This is a genomic window from Streptomyces sp. 3330 (genome assembly GCF_031456635.1).
Taxonomy (GTDB): Bacteria; Actinomycetota; Actinomycetes; order Streptomycetales; family Streptomycetaceae; genus Streptomyces.
The window spans coordinates 315188-335864 of sequence record NZ_JAVDVA010000003.1 but is presented as its reverse complement, the minus strand read 5'-3'; the positions used below and the strand labels follow the sequence as shown (position 1 = coordinate 335864).

The 20677-nt window shown below is 71.0% G+C and carries 17 protein-coding genes and 1 tRNA gene; 9 read left to right on the top strand and 9 right to left on the bottom strand.

The genetic code is table 11. The annotated features are described in order from the left end of the window. Nucleotides 1-19 precede the first annotated feature (19 nt). Nucleotides 20-1018, bottom strand: coding sequence for an RNA polymerase sigma factor RpoD/SigA (locus tag J2X68_RS07420; RefSeq protein WP_020131920.1), 999 nt, complete (start codon nucleotides 1016-1018; stop codon nucleotides 20-22). Nucleotides 1019-1203: 185 nt separating this feature from the next. On the opposite strand from J2X68_RS07420, the gene J2X68_RS07415 reads away from it, so the two are divergent. Then, nucleotides 1204-1743 (top strand): N-acetyltransferase family protein, encoded by a 540-nt coding sequence (locus J2X68_RS07415; RefSeq protein ID WP_310431632.1) that lies wholly within the window; start codon nucleotides 1204-1206, stop codon nucleotides 1741-1743. A gap of 168 nt (nucleotides 1744-1911) precedes the next feature. On the opposite strand, the gene J2X68_RS07410 is transcribed toward J2X68_RS07415, so the two are convergent. Next, on the bottom strand, nucleotides 1912-2721 hold the full coding sequence (locus J2X68_RS07410) for a class III extradiol ring-cleavage dioxygenase (RefSeq protein ID WP_310431631.1): 810 nt from the start codon (nucleotides 2719-2721) through the stop codon (nucleotides 1912-1914). 348 nt (nucleotides 2722-3069) lie between these two features. On the opposite strand from J2X68_RS07410, the gene J2X68_RS07405 reads away from it, so the two are divergent. Next, nucleotides 3070-3579, top strand: coding sequence for a MarR family transcriptional regulator (locus J2X68_RS07405; protein WP_310431630.1), 510 nt, complete (start codon nucleotides 3070-3072; stop codon nucleotides 3577-3579). A 13-nt stretch (nucleotides 3580-3592) separates the two neighbouring features. On the opposite strand, the gene J2X68_RS07400 is transcribed toward J2X68_RS07405, so the two are convergent. Next, nucleotides 3593-5131 (bottom strand): MFS transporter, encoded by a 1539-nt coding sequence (locus J2X68_RS07400; protein WP_310431629.1) that lies wholly within the window; start codon nucleotides 5129-5131, stop codon nucleotides 3593-3595. A 217-nt stretch (nucleotides 5132-5348) separates the two neighbouring features. Further along, nucleotides 5349-5996 (bottom strand): TetR/AcrR family transcriptional regulator, encoded by a 648-nt coding sequence (locus J2X68_RS07395; RefSeq protein ID WP_310431628.1) that lies wholly within the window; start codon nucleotides 5994-5996, stop codon nucleotides 5349-5351. 442 nt (nucleotides 5997-6438) lie between these two features. Between J2X68_RS07395 and J2X68_RS07390 the strand changes: the two genes are divergently transcribed. The 5 genes from J2X68_RS07390 (at nucleotide 6439) to J2X68_RS07370 (ending at nucleotide 11222) form a co-directional block, all read left to right on the top strand. After that, complete coding sequence (locus J2X68_RS07390; protein ID WP_310431627.1) at nucleotides 6439-7764, top strand: M6 family metalloprotease domain-containing protein; 1326 nt, start codon at nucleotides 6439-6441, stop codon at nucleotides 7762-7764. A gap of 270 nt (nucleotides 7765-8034) precedes the next feature. Beyond that, complete coding sequence (locus tag J2X68_RS07385) at nucleotides 8035-9645, top strand: helix-turn-helix domain-containing protein (protein WP_310431626.1); 1611 nt, start codon at nucleotides 8035-8037, stop codon at nucleotides 9643-9645. 63 nt (nucleotides 9646-9708) lie between these two features. Continuing rightward, nucleotides 9709-9781: transfer RNA gene (locus tag J2X68_RS07380), tRNA-Arg, on the top strand. Between the two features lie 360 nt (nucleotides 9782-10141). Next, entirely contained in the window at nucleotides 10142-10564 is a 423-nt protein-coding gene (locus tag J2X68_RS07375) for a hypothetical protein (protein WP_310431625.1), read from the top strand. 106 nt (nucleotides 10565-10670) lie between these two features. Further along, complete coding sequence (locus J2X68_RS07370; RefSeq protein ID WP_310431624.1) at nucleotides 10671-11222, top strand: hypothetical protein; 552 nt, start codon at nucleotides 10671-10673, stop codon at nucleotides 11220-11222. A gap of 107 nt (nucleotides 11223-11329) precedes the next feature. On the opposite strand, the gene J2X68_RS07365 is transcribed toward J2X68_RS07370, so the two are convergent. Continuing rightward, nucleotides 11330-11770, bottom strand: coding sequence for a VOC family protein (locus J2X68_RS07365; protein ID WP_310431623.1), 441 nt, complete (start codon nucleotides 11768-11770; stop codon nucleotides 11330-11332). A gap of 396 nt (nucleotides 11771-12166) precedes the next feature. On the opposite strand from J2X68_RS07365, the gene J2X68_RS07360 reads away from it, so the two are divergent. Next, on the top strand, nucleotides 12167-12493 hold the full coding sequence (locus J2X68_RS07360; protein ID WP_310431765.1) for a GYD domain-containing protein: 327 nt from the start codon (nucleotides 12167-12169) through the stop codon (nucleotides 12491-12493). 405 nt (nucleotides 12494-12898) lie between these two features. On the opposite strand, the gene J2X68_RS07355 is transcribed toward J2X68_RS07360, so the two are convergent. Then, on the bottom strand, nucleotides 12899-13930 hold the full coding sequence (locus tag J2X68_RS07355) for a peptidoglycan recognition family protein (protein WP_310431622.1): 1032 nt from the start codon (nucleotides 13928-13930) through the stop codon (nucleotides 12899-12901). A gap of 639 nt (nucleotides 13931-14569) precedes the next feature. Here J2X68_RS07355 and J2X68_RS07350 point away from each other — a divergent pair. Next, nucleotides 14570-16279, top strand: a complete 1710-nt coding sequence (locus tag J2X68_RS07350) for a dolichyl-phosphate-mannose--protein mannosyltransferase (protein WP_399039505.1) — start codon at nucleotides 14570-14572, stop codon at nucleotides 16277-16279. A gap of 194 nt (nucleotides 16280-16473) precedes the next feature. On the opposite strand, the gene chvE is transcribed toward J2X68_RS07350, so the two are convergent. From chvE to J2X68_RS07335, 3 genes are all read right to left on the bottom strand, one after another. Then, on the bottom strand, nucleotides 16474-17571 hold the full coding sequence (gene chvE, locus J2X68_RS07345) for a multiple monosaccharide ABC transporter substrate-binding protein (protein WP_310431621.1): 1098 nt from the start codon (nucleotides 17569-17571) through the stop codon (nucleotides 16474-16476). An 868-nt stretch (nucleotides 17572-18439) separates the two neighbouring features. Next, a complete protein-coding gene (locus J2X68_RS07340; protein WP_310431620.1) occupies nucleotides 18440-19336 on the bottom strand; it encodes an RNA polymerase sigma-70 factor in 897 nt (298 codons plus the stop codon). 108 nt (nucleotides 19337-19444) lie between these two features. Further along, entirely contained in the window at nucleotides 19445-20665 is a 1221-nt protein-coding gene (locus tag J2X68_RS07335; RefSeq protein WP_310431619.1) for an FAD-dependent oxidoreductase, read from the bottom strand. Nucleotides 20666-20677: the final 12 nt, after the last annotated feature.

Below are 20677 nucleotides of genomic sequence, written 5' to 3'. Positions count from 1 at the left end.
CGGAGGTTGGAGCAGCGTCTCAGGCCGCTGCCTCGAAGCCCGTGTCGCGGGCCAGCTTCTTCAGTTCCAGCAGGGCGTGCTTCTCGATCTGGCGGATGCGTTCGCGCGTCAGACCGTGTTCCTTGCCGACCTCGGTCAGGGTGCGCTCACGGCCGTCGTCGATGCCGTACCGCATCTTGATGATGGAAGCGGTGCGCGGCTCGAGACGGTCGATCAGGCCGTCCAGTTCCTCGCTGCGCAGCAGGGTCATGACGGACTGCTCCGGCGAGACCGCGGACGTGTCCTCCAGCAGGTCGCCGAACTGGGTCTCGCCCTGGTCGTCGACCGCCATGTTCAGCGAGACCGGGTCGCGGGCCCAGTCCAGGACGTCCGTGACGCGTTCCGGCGTCGAACCGAGCTCGGTCGCGATCTCGGCCGGCTCGGGGTCGCGGCCGTTCTCGCGGTTGAACTCGCGCTGCACCCGACGGATCCGGCCGAGCTCCTCCACCAGGTGGACGGGCAGGCGGATCGTGCGCGACTGGTCCGCTATCGAGCGGGTGATGGCCTGACGGATCCACCAGGTCGCGTACGTCGAGAACTTGAAGCCCTTGCGGTAGTCGAACTTCTCGACCGCGCGGACCAGACCGGCGTTGCCCTCCTGGATGAGGTCGAGGAGCGGAAGACCGCTGCGGGGGTAGCGGCGGGCCACCGCGACGACCAGGCGCAGGTTGGACCGGATGAAGACGTCCTTGGCCCGCTCGCTCTCGGCGACCAGGGCCTCGAGCTCTTCGCGCGTGGCGACGGAACGGGACTCCTCGTCGCCGTCGAGGACCTGCTGCGCGAACACACCGGCCTCGATGATCTGTGACAACTCGACTTCCTTGGCGGCGTCGAGCAGAGGTGTGCGCGCGATTTCGTCGAGGTACATGCCGACCAGGTCGCGGTCGGCGATCTCGCCGCCATGGGCGCGAACACTGCGGGCCGCGTCGGTCGTCTCGCCGTTGGCGGACTTGCGACGGGCGACGGCACGGGTTGCCATGCGTGCTCCCTTGCGATGGAGGTTCAGCGGGTGGCCCTTCAGACACCAGGCACTCTCGGACTCGGACTCTCCTCGGGTGCCCTGCATCTGATGGAAACAACGACTGGAATCAGGACAGAATTCCCAACCCGCACCCCGATTTTTATGATCTTGCAGTACCCTGTCCGACCACGCGAGGAGGAGCGATGTCGTCGGAACGTACAGAGGTGCAGGTCAGGCCAGGAGTCGAGGGTGACCTCGAAGCCCTCACGAGCCTCTACAACCACTACGTACGTGAGACGCCCATCACCTTCGACACCGTGGCCTTCACTCCGGAAGAGCGACGTCCTTGGCTGCTCTCCCACCCTGAAGACGGGCCGCACCGCCTGATGGTTGCCACGGAAGCGGACTCACAGGGCATCCGGGGGACCTCACAGGAAATCCTGGGTTACGCCACGTCCAGCGCCTACCGGCCGAAGGCGGCGTACTCCACCTCCGTGGAGGTGACGGTCTACGTCGCTCCGCACGCCGGGCGGCGCGGCATCGGCACGCTCCTCTACAAGGCGCTCTTCGAGGCACTGGCGGGCGAGGACCTGCACCGCGCCTACGCGGGGATCGCGCAGCCGAACGAAGCGTCCGCGCGGCTGCACGAACGCTTCGGGTTCCGGCACATCGGCACGTACCGCGAGGTGGGCCGCAAGTTCGACCGCTACTGGGACGTGGCCTGGTACGAGAAGGAGCTCTGACCCCCGACGCGGACCGGAAGGGGCACCCCCGCGGGCCGACGCGCCGGCGGCAGACCTGCGGCCGGCCGGAGCCCCGGTTCCGGTCTCGGCCCCGGCCCCGGCCCCGGTTCCTGCCTCGACCCGGGGACCCCGGCCGCACCCGCAGGCCCCGCGGAGAGCGGACGAGCGTCAGCCGAACTGCACGGACCGCTTCGCCATCCCCATCCAGAACCCGTCGATCACCGACTTCTGCGCGTCCAGCTCACCGGACATCTCCGCCGCGCCCATGGTCACGAAGAGCGGGGCGAAGTGCTCGGTGCGCGGGTGGGCGTACCGGCCGGCCGGGGCCTTGTGGAGGAAGTCCAGGAGACCGTCCCAGTCGCGGGTCTCCAGCGCGTTCCGGCCCCAGTCGTCGAACTCCGAGGACCAGGTCGGCACTCCCCCGCCGGTGTGCCGCAGCGCGGCCAGATTGTGGGTGAAGAAGCCCGAGCCGACGATCAGGACGCCCTCGTCGCGCAGCGGCGCGAGCTTGCGGCCGATCTCCATCAGCTTCACGGGGTCGAGGGTCGGCATGGAGATCTGGAGGACCGGGATGTCGGCGGCCGGGAACATCTCGACGAGCGGCACGTAGGCGCCGTGGTCGAGGCCGCGGTCGGGGATGTCCTGCACGGGGATCCCAGGGGCGCGCAGCAGCTTCCGTACGCTCTCGGCGAGCTCGGGTGCGCCGGGGGCGCCGTACGTCACCCGGTAGTAGTGCTCGGGGAAGCCCCAGAAGTCGTAGACCAGGGGAACGGGGTCGACGGCGCCGAGGGCGAGGGGGGCCTCCTCCCAGTGCGCGGAGACCATCAGGATCGCCTTGGGGCGGGGCAGCTCGGCGGACCAGGCGGCGAGTTCGCCGGGCCAGATGGGGTCGTCCGCGAGGGGCGGGGCGCCGTGGCTGAGGTAGAGCGCGGGCATGCGCTCCCGAGGGAGGGCACGCTCCTGAGGTGCGGCGGACATGGCGACTGCTCCTTCCGGGACCTCGGCCCCTGACCACGGATCACGAACGGCGGACCGCGAACCATCGGCTACCGGTTCGCCCGGCTCGACGCGTACCTCGACGCGTACGGCGTCGGACGCTTACGGCACCGAACGCCTCCGACACGGGGCGTTCCCGGTTCCGGACGCCTCTGACGTCGGGCGTTCCCGGTTCCGGACGTTCCGGCGCCGGCTGCTCCGGCGACTCGGCTCCGGATGTTCCGGGGCCGAGTACCTCGTCCTTCTTGATTGAAATCTAAAACGTCGACATCGGTCAGCGTATTCCCGATTGGTTTAAATTTCAAGGAGAAGCCGTCTACAGTGGAGAACATGACGAAGGCACCCGCATCCGCCGACGAGCCCCGGTGGCTCACCGCCGAGGAGCAGCTGATCTGGCGCTCCTACGTGCACGCCACGACCCTCCTCGAAGATCACATGGATCGCCAGCTCCAGCGTGAAGCGGGAATGCCGCACATCTACTACGGCCTCCTCGTCAAGCTCGCCGACTCCCCCCACCGACGCCTGCGGATGACCGAGCTGGCCAAGTACGCGAAGATCACCCGTTCCCGTCTCTCGCACGCCGTCGCGCGGCTGGAGAAGAACGGCTGGGTGCGGCGCGAGGAGTGCGACTCCGACAAGCGCGGCCAGTTCGCCGTCCTGACCGACCAGGGCCTTGAGGTGCTCAGGCGCGCCGCGCCGGGTCATGTCGCCGTCGTACGCCAGGCGGTGTTCGACCGGCTCACCCCCGAACAGCAGAAGTCCCTCGGCGAGATCATGCAGATCGTCGCCGAGGGACTTCAGCCCGAGGAAGCGGGTGCGGACCTGCCCTGGCTCCGCTAGTCCCGTCGCCGGGTCAGTGGACCATCACCGGGACCGCCGCGTCCTCGGCGTCCCCCGCGCCGGAGCCCGCGACCGCGCCCATGTCCGGCTTGCCGGCGTTGACGAGGGTCAGGGCGATCGCGGCGGCCGCGACCAGGATGCCGACGGCGAACCAGATGGCGCTGGTGTAGCCGTGCACCATGCCCTCCAGCTGCACCAGCTGCTGCTGGGGCTTGGAGGTGGCGCCCGCGACGTGGTCCTTGATGTACGACGTCGTCGCGGACGCGGCGATCGTGTTCAGCAGCGCGGTGCCGATCGCGCCGCCCACCTGCTGCGAGGTGTTGACCATCGCGGAGGCGACACCGGCGTCACGCGGCTCGATGCCGTACGTGGCCAGGGACATGGCCGGCATGAACGCCGTACCCATGCCGAGGCCGAGCAGCAGCATCGCCGGCATCAGCACGGCCGCGTACGAGGAGTCGATCTCCAGCTGGGTCAGCAGCAGCATGCCGAGGGCGGCGACCAGGAAGCCGGGACCCATCAGCAGACGCGGGGCGACCCGGGTCATCAGGCGGGTGCCGATCTGGGTGGAGCCGGTGATCATGCCCGCGATCATCGGGAGGAAGGCGAAACCGGTCTTGACCGGCGTGTAGCCCTTCACGATCTGCAGGTAGTAGGTCAGGAAGAGGAACAGACCGAACATCGAGATGATCGCGAGGCCGAGGGAGAGGTAGATCCCGCCGCGGTTGCGCTCGGTGATCACGCGCAGCGGCAGCAGCGGGGCCTTGACCTTCGACTCGACGATCACGAAGGCGGCCAGCAGCACGGCGGACGCGACGAACATGCCGATCGTGACCGAGTCGCTCCAGCCCTCGGACTCGGCGCGGGTGAAGCCGTAGACCAGGGAGACCAGACCGAGGGTGGAGAGGACGACGCCCGGGATGTCGAGAGCGGAGCGGTTGCGGCCGCCCTCGGGCTCACGAATGACGAAGTAGGCGCCGGCCGCGGCGATGATCGCGAACGGGATGTTCACGAAGAACGTCCAGCGCCAGTCCAGGTACTCGGTGAGGAAGCCGCCGAGGATGAGGCCCACGGCGCCGCCACCACCGGCGATCGCGCCGTAGATGCCGAAGGCCTTGGCGCGCTCCTTGGCGTCCGTGAACATCACGGCGAGCAGGGAGAGCGCGGCGGGCGCGAGCAGCGCGCCGAACGCACCCTGCAGGGCACGGGCGCCGAACATCATCGCCTCGTTGGCTGCGGCGCCGCCGAGCGCGGAGGCGGCGGCGAAGCCGCCCAGGCCGACGACGAAGGCGCGCTTGCGGCCCCACAGGTCGGCTATGCGGCCGCCGAAGAGCAGCAGACCGCCGAAGGCCAGGGCGTAGGCGGTGACGATCCACTGCCGGTTGCCGTCGGAGATGCCCAGGTCCTGCTGGGCGGAGGGCATCGCGATGTTCACGATGGTGGCGTCGAGGACGACCATCAGCTGGGCGAGGGCGATGAACGCCAGCGCCTTCCAGCGGTTGGCGTCCGGACCACCCGTCTTACCGGGGGCCTTCAGGGTTGTTTCAGACATGGGGATACCCGCTTCGGGACTTCGTGACGGAAAAGAAGTGAGGTAAAGGGCGGCTCGTCGGCACTGACGGGCCGTTGTTCGCTGGGCGTGATGAGGTCAGGGGGTCGCCGGCGCACCGTCGGCGGGTGGGGCGACCGGGGCCACCGGGATCACCGGGGACCGGCGACCACCGGTGAGGGTGGTGACGACTGCTGCTGCGGTTCCGCGAACCGGTGGTTCAGGCCTGGCGGAGTTCCTCCAGAGTCACGGCCGAACCCGGCAGGACCGACGGGGCCGGGGCCCGCAGTCCGTCGAGGAACAGCTGAAGGTGGCGGTGGACGAAGCGGTCGGCGTTGATGCAGCCGGTACCGGCCGGGGGCCGGCTGAGCTGGGCCACCGCGATCATCACGTCCCCCACGCCGACGTCGGGCCTGAGCTGCCCGGCCGCCTTCGCACGGTCCATGACCTCCTCGATGATCCGCTCGACCCGTTCCCGCGCGCCTTCGAGGTCGGGGTGGTGCTCGTCGAAGGTGCTGGAGATCATCGGGCACAGTGCGCTGAGCCGCTCCTCGGCGGACGCGTGCACGAACCTTTCCAGCGCCCCGAACGCGTCGCTCTCGGCGAGGGCGACCTGTCCGGCCTGGACCATGCGGTCCAGCACCGAGCAGACGACCTCACGCACCAGGGCGTCGCGGTCGGGGAAGTTGCGGTACACCGTGGCATTGCCGACGCCGGCCCGGCGGGCGATCTCGTCCAGCGGCACATCGGCGCCGAACTCGACGAACATCTCGCGGGCGGCGGTGACGATCCGCTCCCGGTTGCGCAGAGCGTCGGCACGGGGCCGGGTCACCTTGCGCACGGTGGGGGCAGCGGTCGCGGTCTGCACGGCGTACTCCTTCTGACGTTGCCGGATGTTCCGGGGCTGTGGCGATCCGGGGATCGACTCCCCGTTTCGCTCGGACACATGGCTAAACGGGGATGGCGTCCCCGGTTATTTCCCCAACCCGGAAGTTTCTTGATGTGACCTGAGTCACACACGGGATGACCGGCTCGCGGCCGGGGCCGGGGCGCCCGCCGCAGGGCCGTACCACCGGAGTCAGGGCGGCGGGGAAGTGGGCGTGACCAGGGGATACGGGAAGGACCGCCGAAGGGATGGCGGTGGGGTGACCACAGGGACGCGGGCGCCCAGGCGGGTCCGCCGCGGCCGTACCGGCCGGTAATCCACGATCGGTCTCCTCCAGCGCGCGCCCGCGTGCGCCCCGTCGGAGGGTGATCGAAAGGGTGCAGCCGGTGATCGGTAGTGGCTGCCTGGAGCGAAAGGCCCCTGCATGCAGCCGCAGCCCCTGCGCACCGCCTCGGCCCGCGCAGGCGAGCCACTCCGCCGTCGGATACGCCCGCGCCGCGTCGCCGCGCTCGCCTCCGTCTCCGTGCTGACGCTCGCGGTCAGCACGTCGGCCGGATCCGGACACCTCACTCCGGCCCCCGGCGCGACGACGGCCGGCGCGGGTTCCGTCTCCCTGGCCCGCTCCTCCGCGCTCGCCCCCTGCATGATCAACGGCCGCCCCACCGTCCAGATGTCCGAGGGTCTGCCCACTCCGGGCGGCTACTCCCGCTCGACCGGCACCGTCCGCGCCCTCACCCTGATGATCGACTTCTCCGACGCCCCCGGCCGCGGCAGCGCGCTGAGCCGCTTCCGCGAGTTCTTCCCGCAGACCGAGGACTGGTTCCGCACCGCGTCCTACGGCCGCCTCGACTACCGCGCCGAGACCCCGATCCCCCATTGGCTGCGCATGCCCAAGCCGTTCCGCGAGTACGGCATAGAGCGTGGCGCGCCCTTCGACCCCGGCTACCGCGAACTCGTCCAGGACATCGTGGCCTCCGCCGACCCGTCGGTCGACTTCCGCGCGTACGACCTCCTGAACGTGCTGGTCACCCCCAACGCGGGCCCCTCCGCCCTCGACACGGTCCTCTCGGTGACGTTCGCGGGCAACGCGGAGGCTCCGGTCGCCGACGGGGTCACCGTGGCGAACGCCTCCTTCGTGTACTCCCGCCAGGACGACGGCTCAGGCTCCTACGACCGCACCGGCTACCGCGTCCTCCCCCACGAGAACGGCCATGTCTTCGGCCTGCCCGACCTCTACACCCAGGAGGGCGGGGGCGCCGTCGGCCACTGGGACATCATGAGCGAGGACTGGGGCGCCAACAACGACCTGCTCGGCTGGCACAAGTGGAAACTGGGCTGGCTGGAGGCCACCCAGATCGCCTGCGCCGCCTCGCCGGGCACCACGGAGTACCCGCTGACGCCGCTCTCCCGCGCGGCCGGCCCGAAACTGGTCTTCGTCCCGCTCAGCGAGCGCACCGGTTACGCCGTCGAACTGCGCGCCCGCGGCGGCAACGACGAGGCGGTGTGCCGCCCGGGCGTCCTCATCTACAAGGTCGACGCGGACGTGGACACCGGCATGGGCCCGGTCACGGTCTACGACTCCCACACCGACAGCGGCGGCTGCACCCGCAGCCCCAACGTCCACGCGGAACTCTCCGACGCCCCCTTCGCACCGGGCGAGACCTTCGAGGACCCCAAGAGGGACATCCGCATCTCGGTGGTGGGAGCGGACCTGAAGGGCGACTACCGCGTACGGGTGAGCCGGGGGTAGCGGTCCGGAGATACGCCGGTGGAACGGCGGACGGGGGACGGACGGCCGGTCAGACGGACCGGGTCGTACGGTGCGTACCGTGCGTACGGTTCGCTCGGCGACCGGGGCTACCGTAGGCCTGCCGCGACGCCGTACCACCACGCGCGCACCCGCACGCGCGCGTGGACGCCCCCGACCGATACCCACCGCTCACCGTCAGCCGACCGGTCCCCGCCCCCCCCACCCCCCTCAGTCCCCACCACCGCAGCCGTATCGGAGAACCGAGCAGCCATGTCCGCGAAGACGACCGCATCCGCCCCGGTCCCGGCTCCGGTCCCGACCCCGGGGGCGGGGCAGGCGCCCGCGGAGGCGGTCGCGCCGCTGATCCGCGGGGTCACCGTGGTGCGGGGGCTGACCGAGGCGGGCGGCACGATGAGCCTGAGCGCGCTGGAGCGGACCACCGGCCTCGCGCGCTCCACGGTCGACCGCATCACCGCGACCCTCACCCGCATGGGATACGTCCGTCTCGACGGCCGGGACGCCGTCCTCACCCCCCGTGTCATGGAACTCGGCAACGCCTACCTGGCCGCGCTACGCCTGCCGGCGCTGCTGTCCGGCCGTGCGGACCGCCTCGCCGACGAACTGGACGAGTCCGTGTCCCTGGCGGTCGCCGACCGGGACGGCATCCGCTTCATCCACCAGGCCACCCGTCGCCGCGCGATGTCCCTGAGCTTCCGCATCGGTGACCTGCTCCCGGCCGAACGCACCGCGCCCGGCCAGCTGTTCGCGACGGAGTGGACGGACGAGGAGTGGCGGGCCTGGCGCGCCCGCAGGACGAGGGACCCGCGCAACCAGGACTTCCCGGCCCTGCCGCCACCCCCGCAGGGCGCGGGGAGCGACGAGGACTTCGTCGGGCGGACCGCGCGGGCGGCGGAGGAGAACTGCGCCGTCGACGACCAGTTGATCGAGCCGGGCCTGGTGGCCGTCTCCGTCCCGGTACGGGATCCGCGCACCGCCCGGATCGCGTGCGTGGCGAACGTCGTCAGCCACACGAGCCGGCACACCTCCGCGGACCTGCGCGAGACGCTCCTCCCCCGCCTCCGTCTGGCCGTGACGGCGATGGAGGAGGACCTGCGCCGCGCACCGCGCCCCGAGCCGGGCCCGCCCCCCGCCGGACTGGCGACCTGGACGGGCGCGTCGAAGCAGGAACTGGGCCGCGAGTTCATCGAGTCCCTCGCCCGGGGCCTGACCGTCCTGGCGGCCTTCGACGAGGGCAGGGCCGAGCTGACCCTCACGGAGGTCGCGAAGGCGACCGGCCTCGCGAGAGCGACGGCCCGCCGCGCCCTGATCACCCACGAGCACCTGGGCCTGGTCTCCCCCACCCCCCGCCGCACGTTCGCCCTCACGCCCCAGGTCCTCTCCCTCGGCTTCCCGCCCCTCTCCCGCACGTCCCTCCCCCGGATCGCGGCACCCCACCTGGCGGCCCTGACGGACGCCGTCCAGGAGACGACCTCCCTGGCGGTCCTGACCGAACAGGGCGACGAGATCCAGTACACGGCCCGGGCGACCGCCCCCCACGTCATGAGCGTCGACATCGCCGTGGGCACCCGGCTCCCGGCCCCCTCCAGCTCCCTCGGCCGCCTGCTCCTCGCCGGTCCCACTGCGACGGGGGCCTACGCCCTGGCCGAAGAGGAGCCGGAACAGGGCGTGCGCGCCATCGCCGTCCCGATCCACGACCGGGACGGCCGGGTGATCGCCGCCCTCAACGCGGCGACCCACGTCGCCCGCCGCACAGCCGAGGAGTGCGTCCACGACATCCTCCCGGCCCTGCTCTCGACCGCCTCCCACATCGAGACAGACCTCCACACAGCCGCCCGCTTCACCCACGTCCCCCTGACCTGACCCCCACACCCGCCAACCCGTATCCGGTACGCTGACGCCAGTGACCCACCGGGTCGCCATCCCGCCTTCGTAGCTCAGGGGATAGAGCACCGCTCTCCTAAAGCGGGTGTCGCAGGTTCGAATCCTGCCGGGGGCACAGAAAAAGGGCCAGCTCAGGAGGGTTTCCTCCCAGGCTGGCCCTTCGTCGTGCTCGGGGTCGTGCCGCAAGCGTGCGGGCCACTAGAGTCCACGCGGAGTCCACTTCCCCGGTCGGGGACTGGCTCTTCCTCACCCTCGCGGATCACGGCCCGAGCCGATCAGCGGTGGCCGGGTCACGGTCGCTGGCCGGGTGCTGACAGATCAGCGCGGCGCGCTAGGTGGAGCGGAACGGGCCCGGGTACAGCGCCGCGCTCTTGTTCCCTGCCATGCCCTCGCCGATCCAGAAGTGGACCGGCCAGTACCCCGGCGACAGTTTGTATGCTGCGGCATCACGCGACTTACCGGGGGGCGAACGCAGTTGTACACCACGCTCGCGAGCACCACGAACTACGGCATACCGTTCCTGATCATCTCCGTTCCGTTCGGCATCGCATCGCTCCTCTTCATTCCCCAGCAACTGCGCAACCGTCGGCTGAGGAAGCACGGGGTGGAGACCCTGGCCGTCTGCAAGGAGCGCATACGCCGCGGCGGTACGGCGGTGGAGAGACTGAACTGCTCCTTTCGGACGGCCGACGGCGAGGAGGTCTGGGCGCTCGTCACCGCCCCCAAGCCGCCACCGTGGGAGGGCGAGGAGGTTCCCGTCGTGTTCGATGCACGCAAACCCTCGTCCGCCGAGAGCGCGTACTACCTGGCCTCTTTCGGGTCCCGCGCAGGTCTCGTACTCCAGTTGCTCGTCGGTCTGCTGCTCGTGGCAGGGGCCGTGGCAGGGGCACTCTCCTGACACAGTCCGGTGCAGGCACCGCTGTCCAGCCTGCGGAGGCAGGTCGCCCAGGGGAACGGGACCGGCGATCAGGTCAGCCGATCGGGGCGGCTTACCATCACCTCTCATGGCCACAGTGATCTTGACCGTCGGACTGGCGTTCATCGGCTACCTGGCGACCTATCTCAACGGGCTGCGACTGGCGCAGAGGCAGGCCCGACTGACGCGGGTCAACGTCCAGTTGAGCGACTTCTACGGTCCGCTGTTCGCACTGATGGAAGCCAACAGCCGTGCCTACGACGCCTTCTCCGAGATGTACGCCCGCCCCGACGGGCGGGACCCCTTCCGCCATGACATACCGCCCACCGAGCAGGAACTCGCGCGGTGGCGCACATGGGCCACTACCGTCTTCATCCCCAACATTCAGGCGATGCGCGACGTGGTGGTCACGAAGGCCGACCTTCTGATCGAGGAGGAGATGCCCCCGGCCCTGCTCCAGCTCTGCGCTCATGTCGCTGGATACGAGATCACCGCCGCGCAGTGGGCCAAGGGCAATTACGAAGAACACCTGTCACTCATAGCGTTCCCTGGCCGGGAGCTGAGGGAGTACACCCGCGACCGGTTCTCTCACCTGAAGACCGAGCAGGCGAGGCTGCTGGGGCGCCGACGCGGACGCTGAAACCGCCGAGACCGCCGAACCTGCCGAGGTCGAAGCGGTGGGGCGAGGCCGTGCCGCGGACGGCTGCGCCTACCGGGCGGTGAGGATTTCCGTTCCGGCTCTCCGTCTCAGGTCAGTTGTTCGGCCAGGCCGACGATGACGCCTTCCGGGCCGCGGAGGTAGCAGAGCAGGTAGCTGTCCTCGAACCGGGCGATATCGCCGACGAGTTCGGCGCCGTGGGGGCGCAGGCGGGCAACGGTGTCCCTGAGGTCGTCGACGGCGAACATGACGCGGTGCGTGCCCAGGATGTTGTGCGGCCGGTTGCGCGGGCCGGCGCTGATCGCCGCGGGGCTGCGGTACTTCGCCAGCTCGAGCCGGCTGTGGCCGTCCGGGGTGCGGACCATCGCGATGTCGCAGTGGACGCCGTCGAGTCCGGTGCACTGGTCGGCGACGAGGCCCTCCACCTCGGCCCTGCCCTCCAGCTCCAGACCGAGTTCCACGAAGAACGCGACGGCGGCGTCCAGGTCCTCGACGACGATGCCGACGTTGTCCATCCGCTGAATCGCCATGCTGGCTTCTCCTTCTTCCGCGTGCTTCCGCTTGCTTCCTCGTGCGGCCGGTGGTGGCCGCTGCCGTCCCTGGGACGGAGCCGGTGGCCCGTTCTCGACATCCGCGGACCGCCGGACTCCGAAGAATCTCGAACACGCCCCAGGAGCGATCCATCCGGCTGTACCGCCCCGCCGTCGGCACGACGAGGATGGCTGCGCGAGGGCCCGCACGGTGGTTGCCGCGCTGTGCGACGTGCAGATCAGAGCCGCCGGGTCGCTGTCAGGGTTGTGGGGACCGTCCGACCGCCGCACGCCGCCGGGCCGGTCGTCGGTGTGGCGTTCGGGGGACACACGGGGCGTCCTGTGAGCACGTCCCGCCTCGTGGGGCATCCCTTTCCCGGACGAAAGGGAGACATGATGCCGCTCTATCTGTCGAGGTTCAGCTACACGCCGGAGACCTGGGCGCGGCTGATCGGCAACCCGGAGGATCGCGCGCAGGCCGCTCGGACGTACATCGAGTCCGTCGGCGGGAGGCTCCACGGATTCTGGTACGCCTTCGGCACGCACGACGGCTACAACCTGTGGGAGGCCCCGGACAACGTGTCCATGGCCGCGGTCGCGCTGGCGATCAGCGGGGGTGGGGCGCTCAGCTCGTTCGAGACGACTGTCCTCCTGACCGTCGACGAGACCGTCGAGGCCCTGCGCACCGCCGGGCAGGTCCGTTACCGGGCTCCCGGCGCGTAGCGGCCGCCCCGACCTCGTCGGGACACCTTGGACCGCTCCCGACGGCGTGGCGCGCCATGGACCGCCCCGGCACCGGGGGCACCGGGGCGGGGCGCGTCGACCGGTATCTCAGCGCCTGCCGTTCGCAGGAGCGGAGGTGCGTAACTCCCGCGGAACCTGGGCCCGACATTGAGCCCGACCTTGAGCCCGACCCTGGACCTGGGCCTGGACCAGCGCCCGACCCTGGACCTGGGCTTGGGCGTGGCTCTGGGCATCGGTCCGCGTGGAGGCATCCTTTCCTGGCTGTGTCCGGGTGGGCGGGGCGGACCGGGTGGGCCGGGCGGGGGCTCTCATAGTGCTGGGGGCTCTCATGGTGCGGGGGGCGCTCATGGTGCTCCTCTCGGTCACGGGGGTGGGGTGGGCGGGTCAGACGGGCCAGTACGGGCCGGTCGCGGTGCGGTGGAGGAGCGTGACGGGGCGGGCGTCGGCCGTCTTCACGCGCAGCTGGAACCGCAGGTGCTTCCCGGCCGGGACGGTGCCGGACAGGGCGAACTGGTGGCCGCCTCCGCCGTAGCGGGTGACGGTCTGGTAGGCGGACGGGTGCTTGCCGGACGTGTCCGTCAGGTAGAAGCGGCCCTCGACCAGCGCTTCGTCGGGCGCCTTCTCGTCGAGCGAGACGTGCACGAGGGTGTTGTGCAGGCGCGGCCCGGAGTGGACGACCGGGTCCGTGAACGCCAGGCCGACCCACTCGCCGGAGGGCAGCTCGACATCGGTGACGTTGGATTCGTTCAGCATCGAGGGGTTGGGCACGGTGTCCTCCTGGCTCGGGTCGGTCGGGGTGGGGGTCGATGCGTCGGCGCCGGGGGCCTGGCGCAGCCGGGCCGCGACCCGGGCGCGGAAGTCGGCCATGGAGAAGCCGCGCGGGTCCGTCTTGGTGTTCGTCCACTCCTTGTGGCCGATCACGGAGGCGGCCGACCAGCCGTGCGCCCGGCACAGGGCCGCCGACGCGCGGACCATGGCGTCGAGTTGGGCCGCCGGCCAGGGGTCCTTGCCGTCGCCGAGGTTGATGCACTCGAAGCCGTAGAAGCGGGCGTTGCCGTCCGTGTCGTTCTCGTTCGGCGCGGGCAGGGCCTTCTCGGCGACGACGGCCTTCAGGACGTCGCCGTCGCCGCTGCCGGCGTGGTTGGCGCGGCCCCAGCCGACGAGGTGCACGACGCCCCGCTTGTCGATGACGCCGTGGCAGAGGGGGCCGGGGAGGCCGGAGTAGCCGTCGCGGCAGATGGCCACGGAGGCGGCCGTACCGGAGGTCACGGTGTGGTGGACGACCACGCCCGCCACCGGGCCCCACGCGCCGTGCCCTGCCCTGTTGTGGGTGCGCCAGCTGCCGACTTCGACGACAGTGACGCCTTCCGCTCTCAGGGCGGCGAGAACCCTGGTCGCGGTCAGGGGAGTTGCCATGCTCGTTCCTTTCAGAGAAGCCGTGGATATCCGGGTGCCCCGACAATCGGTTCGCCACCGTCGGACTTCTCTCCGCCGCCCGGAATCCGACGTCCATAGAAGGGCAGTTCATCCGGTTCCCGACCCACCCGACAAAAGCAGGAAAGGTGCTGCTTAGCCGCTGGTATGGGTATCCATTCGCTCTCCGCGCGGGCTACCCCGACCGGTTCAGCGCTGGAACCTCCGGCAGGGGTCTCTATGGGCTACCCATGAGTTCCCTGTACAAGTCCGCTCATGACGTCATGACGTCATGAGCGGCTGGGGTCGTGCGGATCCTCCGGGTGGGGATGTGCGGGATTCTCGTTCGCCGTCGCAGCATCGTCGTCTTCGACACCTCGTGATCGCCTTTGCGTCCCGTGATTCCCTTTCCGGCCCGTGATTCCCTTTCCGGCCGGTGGTTCCCTTTCCGGCCGATGGTTCCCCTTACAGCCGGTGAATCCTCATCCGGCCGGTGAATCCCTTTCCCCCGGTGATTGCCGTCCGGGACCGTGCGTCGTCGTGCCCCTCCGCGATTTCCAGCGGGAAAAGGCCCAAGGAGGCGGCAGCGCGGGGGTGTTCGGGCCGGTCGGCGATTAGGGTCGTCCGGTGACGAGTAGCAGCGTGCGGCGCTCCCCCGTTCTCGACGACGGCCGTCCGGTGACGGCGCACGGCGACTGGCAGGGGCGGCTGCGCCTGTTCGGTTACGCCGGGCGCCCCGGGACCGGCGTCCGGGAGCGTCTGGTTCCGCCCTTTCCGGGACCGTCGACCCGCTGGGGGGAGCTCATACGCCTCGGTCCGGACGGGGCGTACCGCGCCGCGAGAATCATGGACTGGCTGGGGCCGGTGCTCGTCGCGCTGCTGGCCGGAGTGATCCGGTTCCGGCGTCTCGGGCAGCCGCGGGGGCTCGTCTTCGACGAGACCTACTACGCCAAGGACGCCTGGGCGCTGCTGCGGCTCGGTTACGAGGGCACCTGGCCGGACCGCAAGATCACCGACCCGCAGATCCTCGCCGACCCCCAGGTGATCCCGCTCTCCGACACGGGGGCGTTCGTCGCCCATCCGCCGACGGGCAAGTGGGTGATCGCCCTCGGTGAGTGGATGTTCGGCCTCACCCCGTTCGGCTGGCGCTTCATGACCGCGCTCCTGGGCACGCTGTCGGTGCTGATGCTGTGCCGCGTCGGACGGCGGCTGTTCCGGTCGACGGCGCTGGGCTGCCTGGCCGGCGCGCTGATGGCGCTGGACGGTCTGCACGTGGTGATGAGCCGGTCGGCGCTGCTGGACCTCGTGGTCATGTTCTTCGTGCTGGCGGCGTTCGGCTGTCTGCTGCTCGACCGGGACCGGTCGCGGGCCCGGCTGGCGGCGGCGCTCCCGGTGGACGCGGACGGCCGCGCGCGCCCGGACCGGGTCACCGCGGGCCGGGCCGGGACGGGACCGCGTCCGTGGCGGCTCGCGGCCGGTGTCTTCCTGGGGCTGGCGGCTTCGACCAAGTGGAACGGCCTGTACTTCCTCGCCTTCTTCGTGGTGCTCACCCTGCTGTGGGACGTCGGCTCGCGCCGCGTGGCCGGGGCGGAGCGGCCCTACCGGGCGGTGCTGCGCAGGGATCTCGGCTGGTCCGTGCTGTCGCTGGTGCCGGTCGCCGTCGTGACCTACCTGCTGACGTGGACCGGCTGGTTCAGGTCCGACGGCGGTTACGGGCGGCACTGGGCGGACGGCCGCGGCGGCGCCTGGTCGTGGATACCGGCCCCGCTGCGCAGCCTGTGGCACTACGAGTACGGCGTCTACCGGTTCAACGTGGGGCTGCACTCCTGGCACCGGTACGAGTCGAATCCCTGGAGCTGGCTGGTCCTCGGCCGCCCGGTGCTGTTCGACTACCGGTCGCCGAAGGCCGGGCAGGACGGCTGTCACGCCGCGACCGAGTGCTCGCAGGCGGTCCTCGCGCTCGGCACGCCGCTGCTGTGGTGGTCGGCGTGCTGCGCGCTCGTGTATCTGCTCTTCCGGTGGGCGCTGCGCCGCGACTGGCGGGCCGGCGCCGTCCTGTGCGCGGTGGCGGCCGGCTACCTGCCCTGGTTCCTGTACCAGGACCGTACGGTCTTCTCCTTCTACGCGGTCGTCTTCGTGCCGTACCTGTGCCTGGCCGTGGCGATGACGCTGGGCGCGCTCCTGGGTCCGCCGGGGGCGGACGACAGACGCCGGACGCTGGGCGCGGTCGCCGCGGGCGGGCTCGTGCTGCTCATCGCCTGGAACTTCGTCTACCTCTGGCCCGTGTACACCGGCCGGACGATCCCGGTCGGCGACTGGCGGGCGCGGATGTGGTTCGAGACGTGGATCTAGTCCCGTGCACACGGGCCGTCGCGACGAGCGGGGCGGTGACCGCGACGAGCGGCGGTCACCCTGACGGGTGGAGGCGACCGCGGTGACCGACGACGGCCGCGGACCGTCGAGGGCGACCGACGACGACCGCGGCGAACCTGGTCGGCGTGGTCGTCGTCGGTCGTGGCCCGGCGCGGTCGGAACCGGGCCGTGGGCTACTTGAGTTCGGCCTCGGTGTAGTAGCCGCCCGCGACCAGGACGTACTCGTAGTTGCTCTTGTCGACGGTCGTCGGCTGCAGCAAGTAGGCGGGCACGGCCTTGACCCCGTTGTCGTAGGCCCTTCTGTTGTTCACTTTCGGCGTCTTGTCGTTGAGTATGTCGTTGGCCATCTCGGCCGCGACAGAGGCCAGTTGACGGAGGTCCTTGTAGACGGTCTGCGACTGCTCGCCGGCGATGATCGACTTCACCGAGGCGAGTTCGGCGTCCTGCCCGGTGACGATCGGCAGGGGCTTGTTGCCGGAGCCGTAGCCGTCCGCCTTCAGCGCGTCCAGGACGCCGATGGAGATGCCGTCGTACGGGGACAGGACCGCGTCGACCTTCCTGCTTCCGTAGGAGTCGGCGAGGATGTCGTCCATGCGCTTCTTCGCGGTGGGTCCGTCCCAGCGCAGGGTGGTGACCTCCTTGAGGGCGGTCTGGCCGGACCGGACCACCAACTGCTTGGTGTCCAGGTACGGCTGGAGGAGGTGCATGGCGCCGTCGAAGAAGTACTTGGTGTTGTTGTCGTCGGGGGATCCGGCGAACAGCTCGACGTTGAAGGGGCCCGCGCCGTCCTCCAGGCCGAGCTTGTCGATGATGTAGCGGGCCTGGAACCGGCCTACCTGCTCGTTGTCGAAGGAGACGTAGTAGTCGACGTGCTCGGTGCCGAGGATGAGCCGGTCGTAGGAGATCACCGGGATCTCCGCGTCGGCGGCCTTCTGGAGCACGCCGTTCAGCGACTTGTTGTCGATGGCGGCGATGATGAGCGCGTCGACGCCCTGCTTGATCAGGGACGCGATCTGAGCGACCTGCGTCTTCGGGTCGTCCTCGCCGTACACCAGCTTGGTGTCGTAGCCGTCGGCCTTCAGGTCGTCGACGACGCTCTTGCCGTCGGTGAGCCAGCGCTCGGACGCCTGGGTGGGCATGGCGATGCCGATGGTGCCGCTCTCGGAGCCGCCCTCGGAACTGCCCCCGGTGTCCTGACCGCAGGCCGACAGCGTGAGGGCGAGAGAGACGGCTCCGGCGGTGGCGGCGAGGGCGGCTCTTCGGTTGCGCATGGTGATCGTTCCTCGTTCTTCTCGTCGTTGAGAGGATGGGGGGTTGTCGGAAGGCCGCGGGGAACCGGCGGGCGGGCCGGGCGGCCTTCGAGCGGGGACGGGGGACCCGGGGTGGGACGCGCTCGCGCGGGTCTCGGTGCGGGGTTCGGGTCCCGGCGCCTCAGGGGGGCGCCGTGCGGGTGGGTTGGGGGCGCGCTGTACCGACCGGAGTTCCGGTGGAGCGGTACGCCCCGCGGCGCGGGTCCGCTCCGCGATCCACGGGATCAGCGGGCGGTCGCGAGGCCGTCGGGGGCCTGGCGCACCTGTTCATGGACGGTGAACAGGCGGAGGGTCACGCTGAACTGACTGACGATCGGATCGCCCGGCGCGTCGCTCGGGCGGGCGCTCGGGCGCCTCGGTGTCCGGTGGATCGTCGGCCGGTGCGACGGGACGGCCCCGTAAGCAGGTCTCGTCGGCTCCGGTGCCGGCGTCACCAGGGCGCACCTGTACAGGTGCCGGGTCGCGCCGGGGCGCGCCTGCCACGTCTGTACTGATTTCGGTGGCGCGCAGGGCACTTGCCTTTCAGCCGTTCGAAATATCGTCACGTGGTCGGAATGGTGGCGTGACAATAAGAGGGGGTGCGCGGGGTGTCAACGCTACGAACAGCAACGCTTCCGGAAAGTGGTGGACATCGCTTTCTATCGCCGGTCGCGTCTCGGCCGCGACGCCTCGCCGCCCCGTCGGGCGTTCGCGTTTCCGCTGGTCAGCGCGCCGCTCTGACCGGGCGGGGCGCTGTCGGGGAGCGCGTCGGCCGTTGCTGTGAATACGCCATGAAAATCGGCCGGAGCGGGGGCCCCGGGGGGCGGGGCGGGGTGCGCCGCCGGGGTGGTCAGCGCCGCGTGAGGGGGGTCTCGTGGGAGACCCGGGTCAGCTTCTCGGGGTTGCGGATGTAGTAGACGGCGGTGATGCGGGCGTCCTCGACGCGGATCGCCATGACGCCGTCGTCCTCGCCGCCGACCCGGACGAGGAGTGCCGGGTTGCCGTTGACCAGGGTCGGGTGGCCGGTGACGGCGACCTTGAGCCTGCCCGTGCCGCCCAGGACGAAGCGGGCCACCTTGTCGGCGCCGACGACGGGCCGTCGCGCGGCCTGCCGGATCCCGCCGCCGTCGCTCAGCAGGACGACGTCGGGCGCGAGCACGTCGAGGAGTCCCTGGAGGTCCCCGGTGGCGAGCGCGTGCCGGAACGACTCCAGCGCCGCCCGGGTCTCGCGCGGGGAGACCGCCTCGCGAGGACGGCGGGCGTCGACGTGCTTACGCGCGCGGTGCGCGATCTGGCGGACGGCCGCGGGGCTCTTGTCGACCGCGGCCGCGATCTCGTCGTAGCCGACGTCGAAGGCCTCGCGCAGCACGAAGACGGCGCGCTCCGTCGGCGACAGGGTCTCCAGGACGAGCATCAGCGCCATCGACACGCTCTCGGCGAGTTCGGCGTCCTGGGCCACGTCCGAGGCGGTGAGCAGCGGCTCGGGCAGCCAGGGGCCGACGTACGCCTCCTTGCGGCGCGTCAGGGTGCGCAGCCGGTTGAGCGCCTGACGGGTCGTGATGCGGACGAGGTAGGCCCGCCGGTCGCGCACCTGTTCCAGGTCGACGTCGATCCAGCGCAGCCAGGTCTCCTGGAGGACGTCCTCGGCGTCCGCCGCCGAGCCGAGCATCTCGTACGCGACCGTGAAGAGGAGGTTGCGGTGGGCGACGAACGTGTCGGTCGCCGGATCAGCGGCGGCGGCGTCCATGATGCGGTCCTTCCCTCTTCCTCACGGTCGGCCCTGGTGGTCGACGGGCTGGGGGCGTGTGTGTCCACACCGGGATCCATTCTCCCCGTGCGGCCGTGCTCTCCTCCGCTAGGCGGACCGGCCCGCGATGTCGGGCTCCCGGCCCGCGGTACCGGGGGCCTCGTCGCGCGTCGCGCTGAGCAGGTGCCGGCGTTCGGCGTCCTTGGCCCACCAGGTGCGCGCGCCGGGCTTGCGCGCCTCGTACGCCAGTTGCCGGACGGTGCTCCTGCACACCAGCTCCTTGACCTTCGCGCCCAGCCGGCCGCCGAGGTGGACGCCGACCGCCTTGTCGTTCCTGCGGGAGAACTGGAAGACGCCGGCGCGCCGCCCGAGGCTCAGGCACTGGCCGGCGAACCCCACCTCGACGGGCACGGGCGGTTCGCCGGCGATGCGGCTGAGCACCGTCTCGGTGGCCTGCGGGCCGAGTTGCACGGCGGACTGGCAGCCCTGCCGGAAGGGCAGGTCCGACGGCGCCGCGGCGTCCCCGGCCGCGACGATGCGCGGGTCGTCCACGCTGGTGAGGGTCTCGTCCGTGCGCAGGCGGCCGAGGGCGTCGGTGCTCAGTCCGCTGCGCGCGGCCAGGTCCGGCACGCCGAAACCGGCGGTCCAGACGGTCACCTCGCTCGGCAGCTCGCGTCCGTCGGCGAGCCGCACGGCCTCACGGGTCACCTCCGTCACCCGGGTGCCGGGGCCGTCGATCACGGTCACCCCGAGCCGGGCCAGCCGCCCGGCGACCGCGCGGCGGCCGCGCGGGTGCAGATACGGGCCCAGCACGCCGCCGCAGACCAGGGTCACCGCGCGGCCCGCCTCGGCCAGTTCGGCCGCGGTCTCGATGCCGGCCGGGCCGGCGCCGACCACCGACACGGCGGCCGACGCGGGCGCGGCGGCGAGGACCGGCCGCAGCCGCTCGGCCTGCTCCAGGTCGGCGAGCGGGTAGGCGTGTTCCGCCGCGCCGGGCACCTGCGGGTCGGCGCTGCCGCTGCCCACCGCGTAGACGAGGTAGTCGTAGGCGACCGTGCCGCCGGAGGCCAGCTCCACGGCACGTCCGGCCGCGTCGATCCGGGTCACGGTGTCGACCGTGAGCCGGACGCGGGCGGCCAGGACCTTCGCGTAGTCGACGACCGCGTCGTCGGAGCCGCCCACCAGCTGGTGCAGCCGGATCCGCTCGACGAAGGTGCGGCGGGGGTTGATCAGCGTCACGGTCACGTCGTCGCGCTGCGTCAGGCGGTTGGCGGCCATGACGCCGGCGTATCCGCCGCCGATCACGACAACATCGGTGTTCTCGGCCATGTCGTCTCCTCC

Bases quoted from the DNA above. Each gene is read 5' to 3' on its own strand.
- J2X68_RS07390 (WP_310431627.1), top strand. From the start codon at position 6,439: ATGCAGCCGCAGCCCCTGCGCACCGCCTCGGCCCGCGCAGGCGAGCCA.
- J2X68_RS07340 (WP_310431620.1), bottom strand. From the start codon at position 19,336: ATGGACGCCGCCGCCGCTGATCCGGCGACCGACACGTTCGTCGCCCAC.
- J2X68_RS07360 (WP_310431765.1), top strand. From the start codon at position 12,167: ATGCCGCTCTATCTGTCGAGGTTCAGCTACACGCCGGAGACCTGGGCG.
- J2X68_RS07355 (WP_310431622.1), bottom strand. From the start codon at position 13,930: ATGGCAACTCCCCTGACCGCGACCAGGGTTCTCGCCGCCCTGAGAGCG.
- J2X68_RS07370 (WP_310431624.1), top strand. From the start codon at position 10,671: ATGGCCACAGTGATCTTGACCGTCGGACTGGCGTTCATCGGCTACCTG.
- J2X68_RS07335 (WP_310431619.1), bottom strand. From the start codon at position 20,665: ATGGCCGAGAACACCGATGTTGTCGTGATCGGCGGCGGATACGCCGGC.
- J2X68_RS07405 (WP_310431630.1), top strand. From the start codon at position 3,070: ATGACGAAGGCACCCGCATCCGCCGACGAGCCCCGGTGGCTCACCGCC.
- J2X68_RS07400 (WP_310431629.1), bottom strand. From the start codon at position 5,131: ATGTCTGAAACAACCCTGAAGGCCCCCGGTAAGACGGGTGGTCCGGAC.
- J2X68_RS07385 (WP_310431626.1), top strand. From the start codon at position 8,035: ATGTCCGCGAAGACGACCGCATCCGCCCCGGTCCCGGCTCCGGTCCCG.
- J2X68_RS07415 (WP_310431632.1), top strand. From the start codon at position 1,204: ATGTCGTCGGAACGTACAGAGGTGCAGGTCAGGCCAGGAGTCGAGGGT.
- J2X68_RS07410 (WP_310431631.1), bottom strand. From the start codon at position 2,721: ATGTCCGCCGCACCTCAGGAGCGTGCCCTCCCTCGGGAGCGCATGCCC.
- J2X68_RS07365 (WP_310431623.1), bottom strand. From the start codon at position 11,770: ATGGCGATTCAGCGGATGGACAACGTCGGCATCGTCGTCGAGGACCTG.
- chvE (WP_310431621.1), bottom strand. From the start codon at position 17,571: ATGCGCAACCGAAGAGCCGCCCTCGCCGCCACCGCCGGAGCCGTCTCT.
- J2X68_RS07420 (WP_020131920.1), bottom strand. From the start codon at position 1,018: ATGGCAACCCGTGCCGTCGCCCGTCGCAAGTCCGCCAACGGCGAGACG.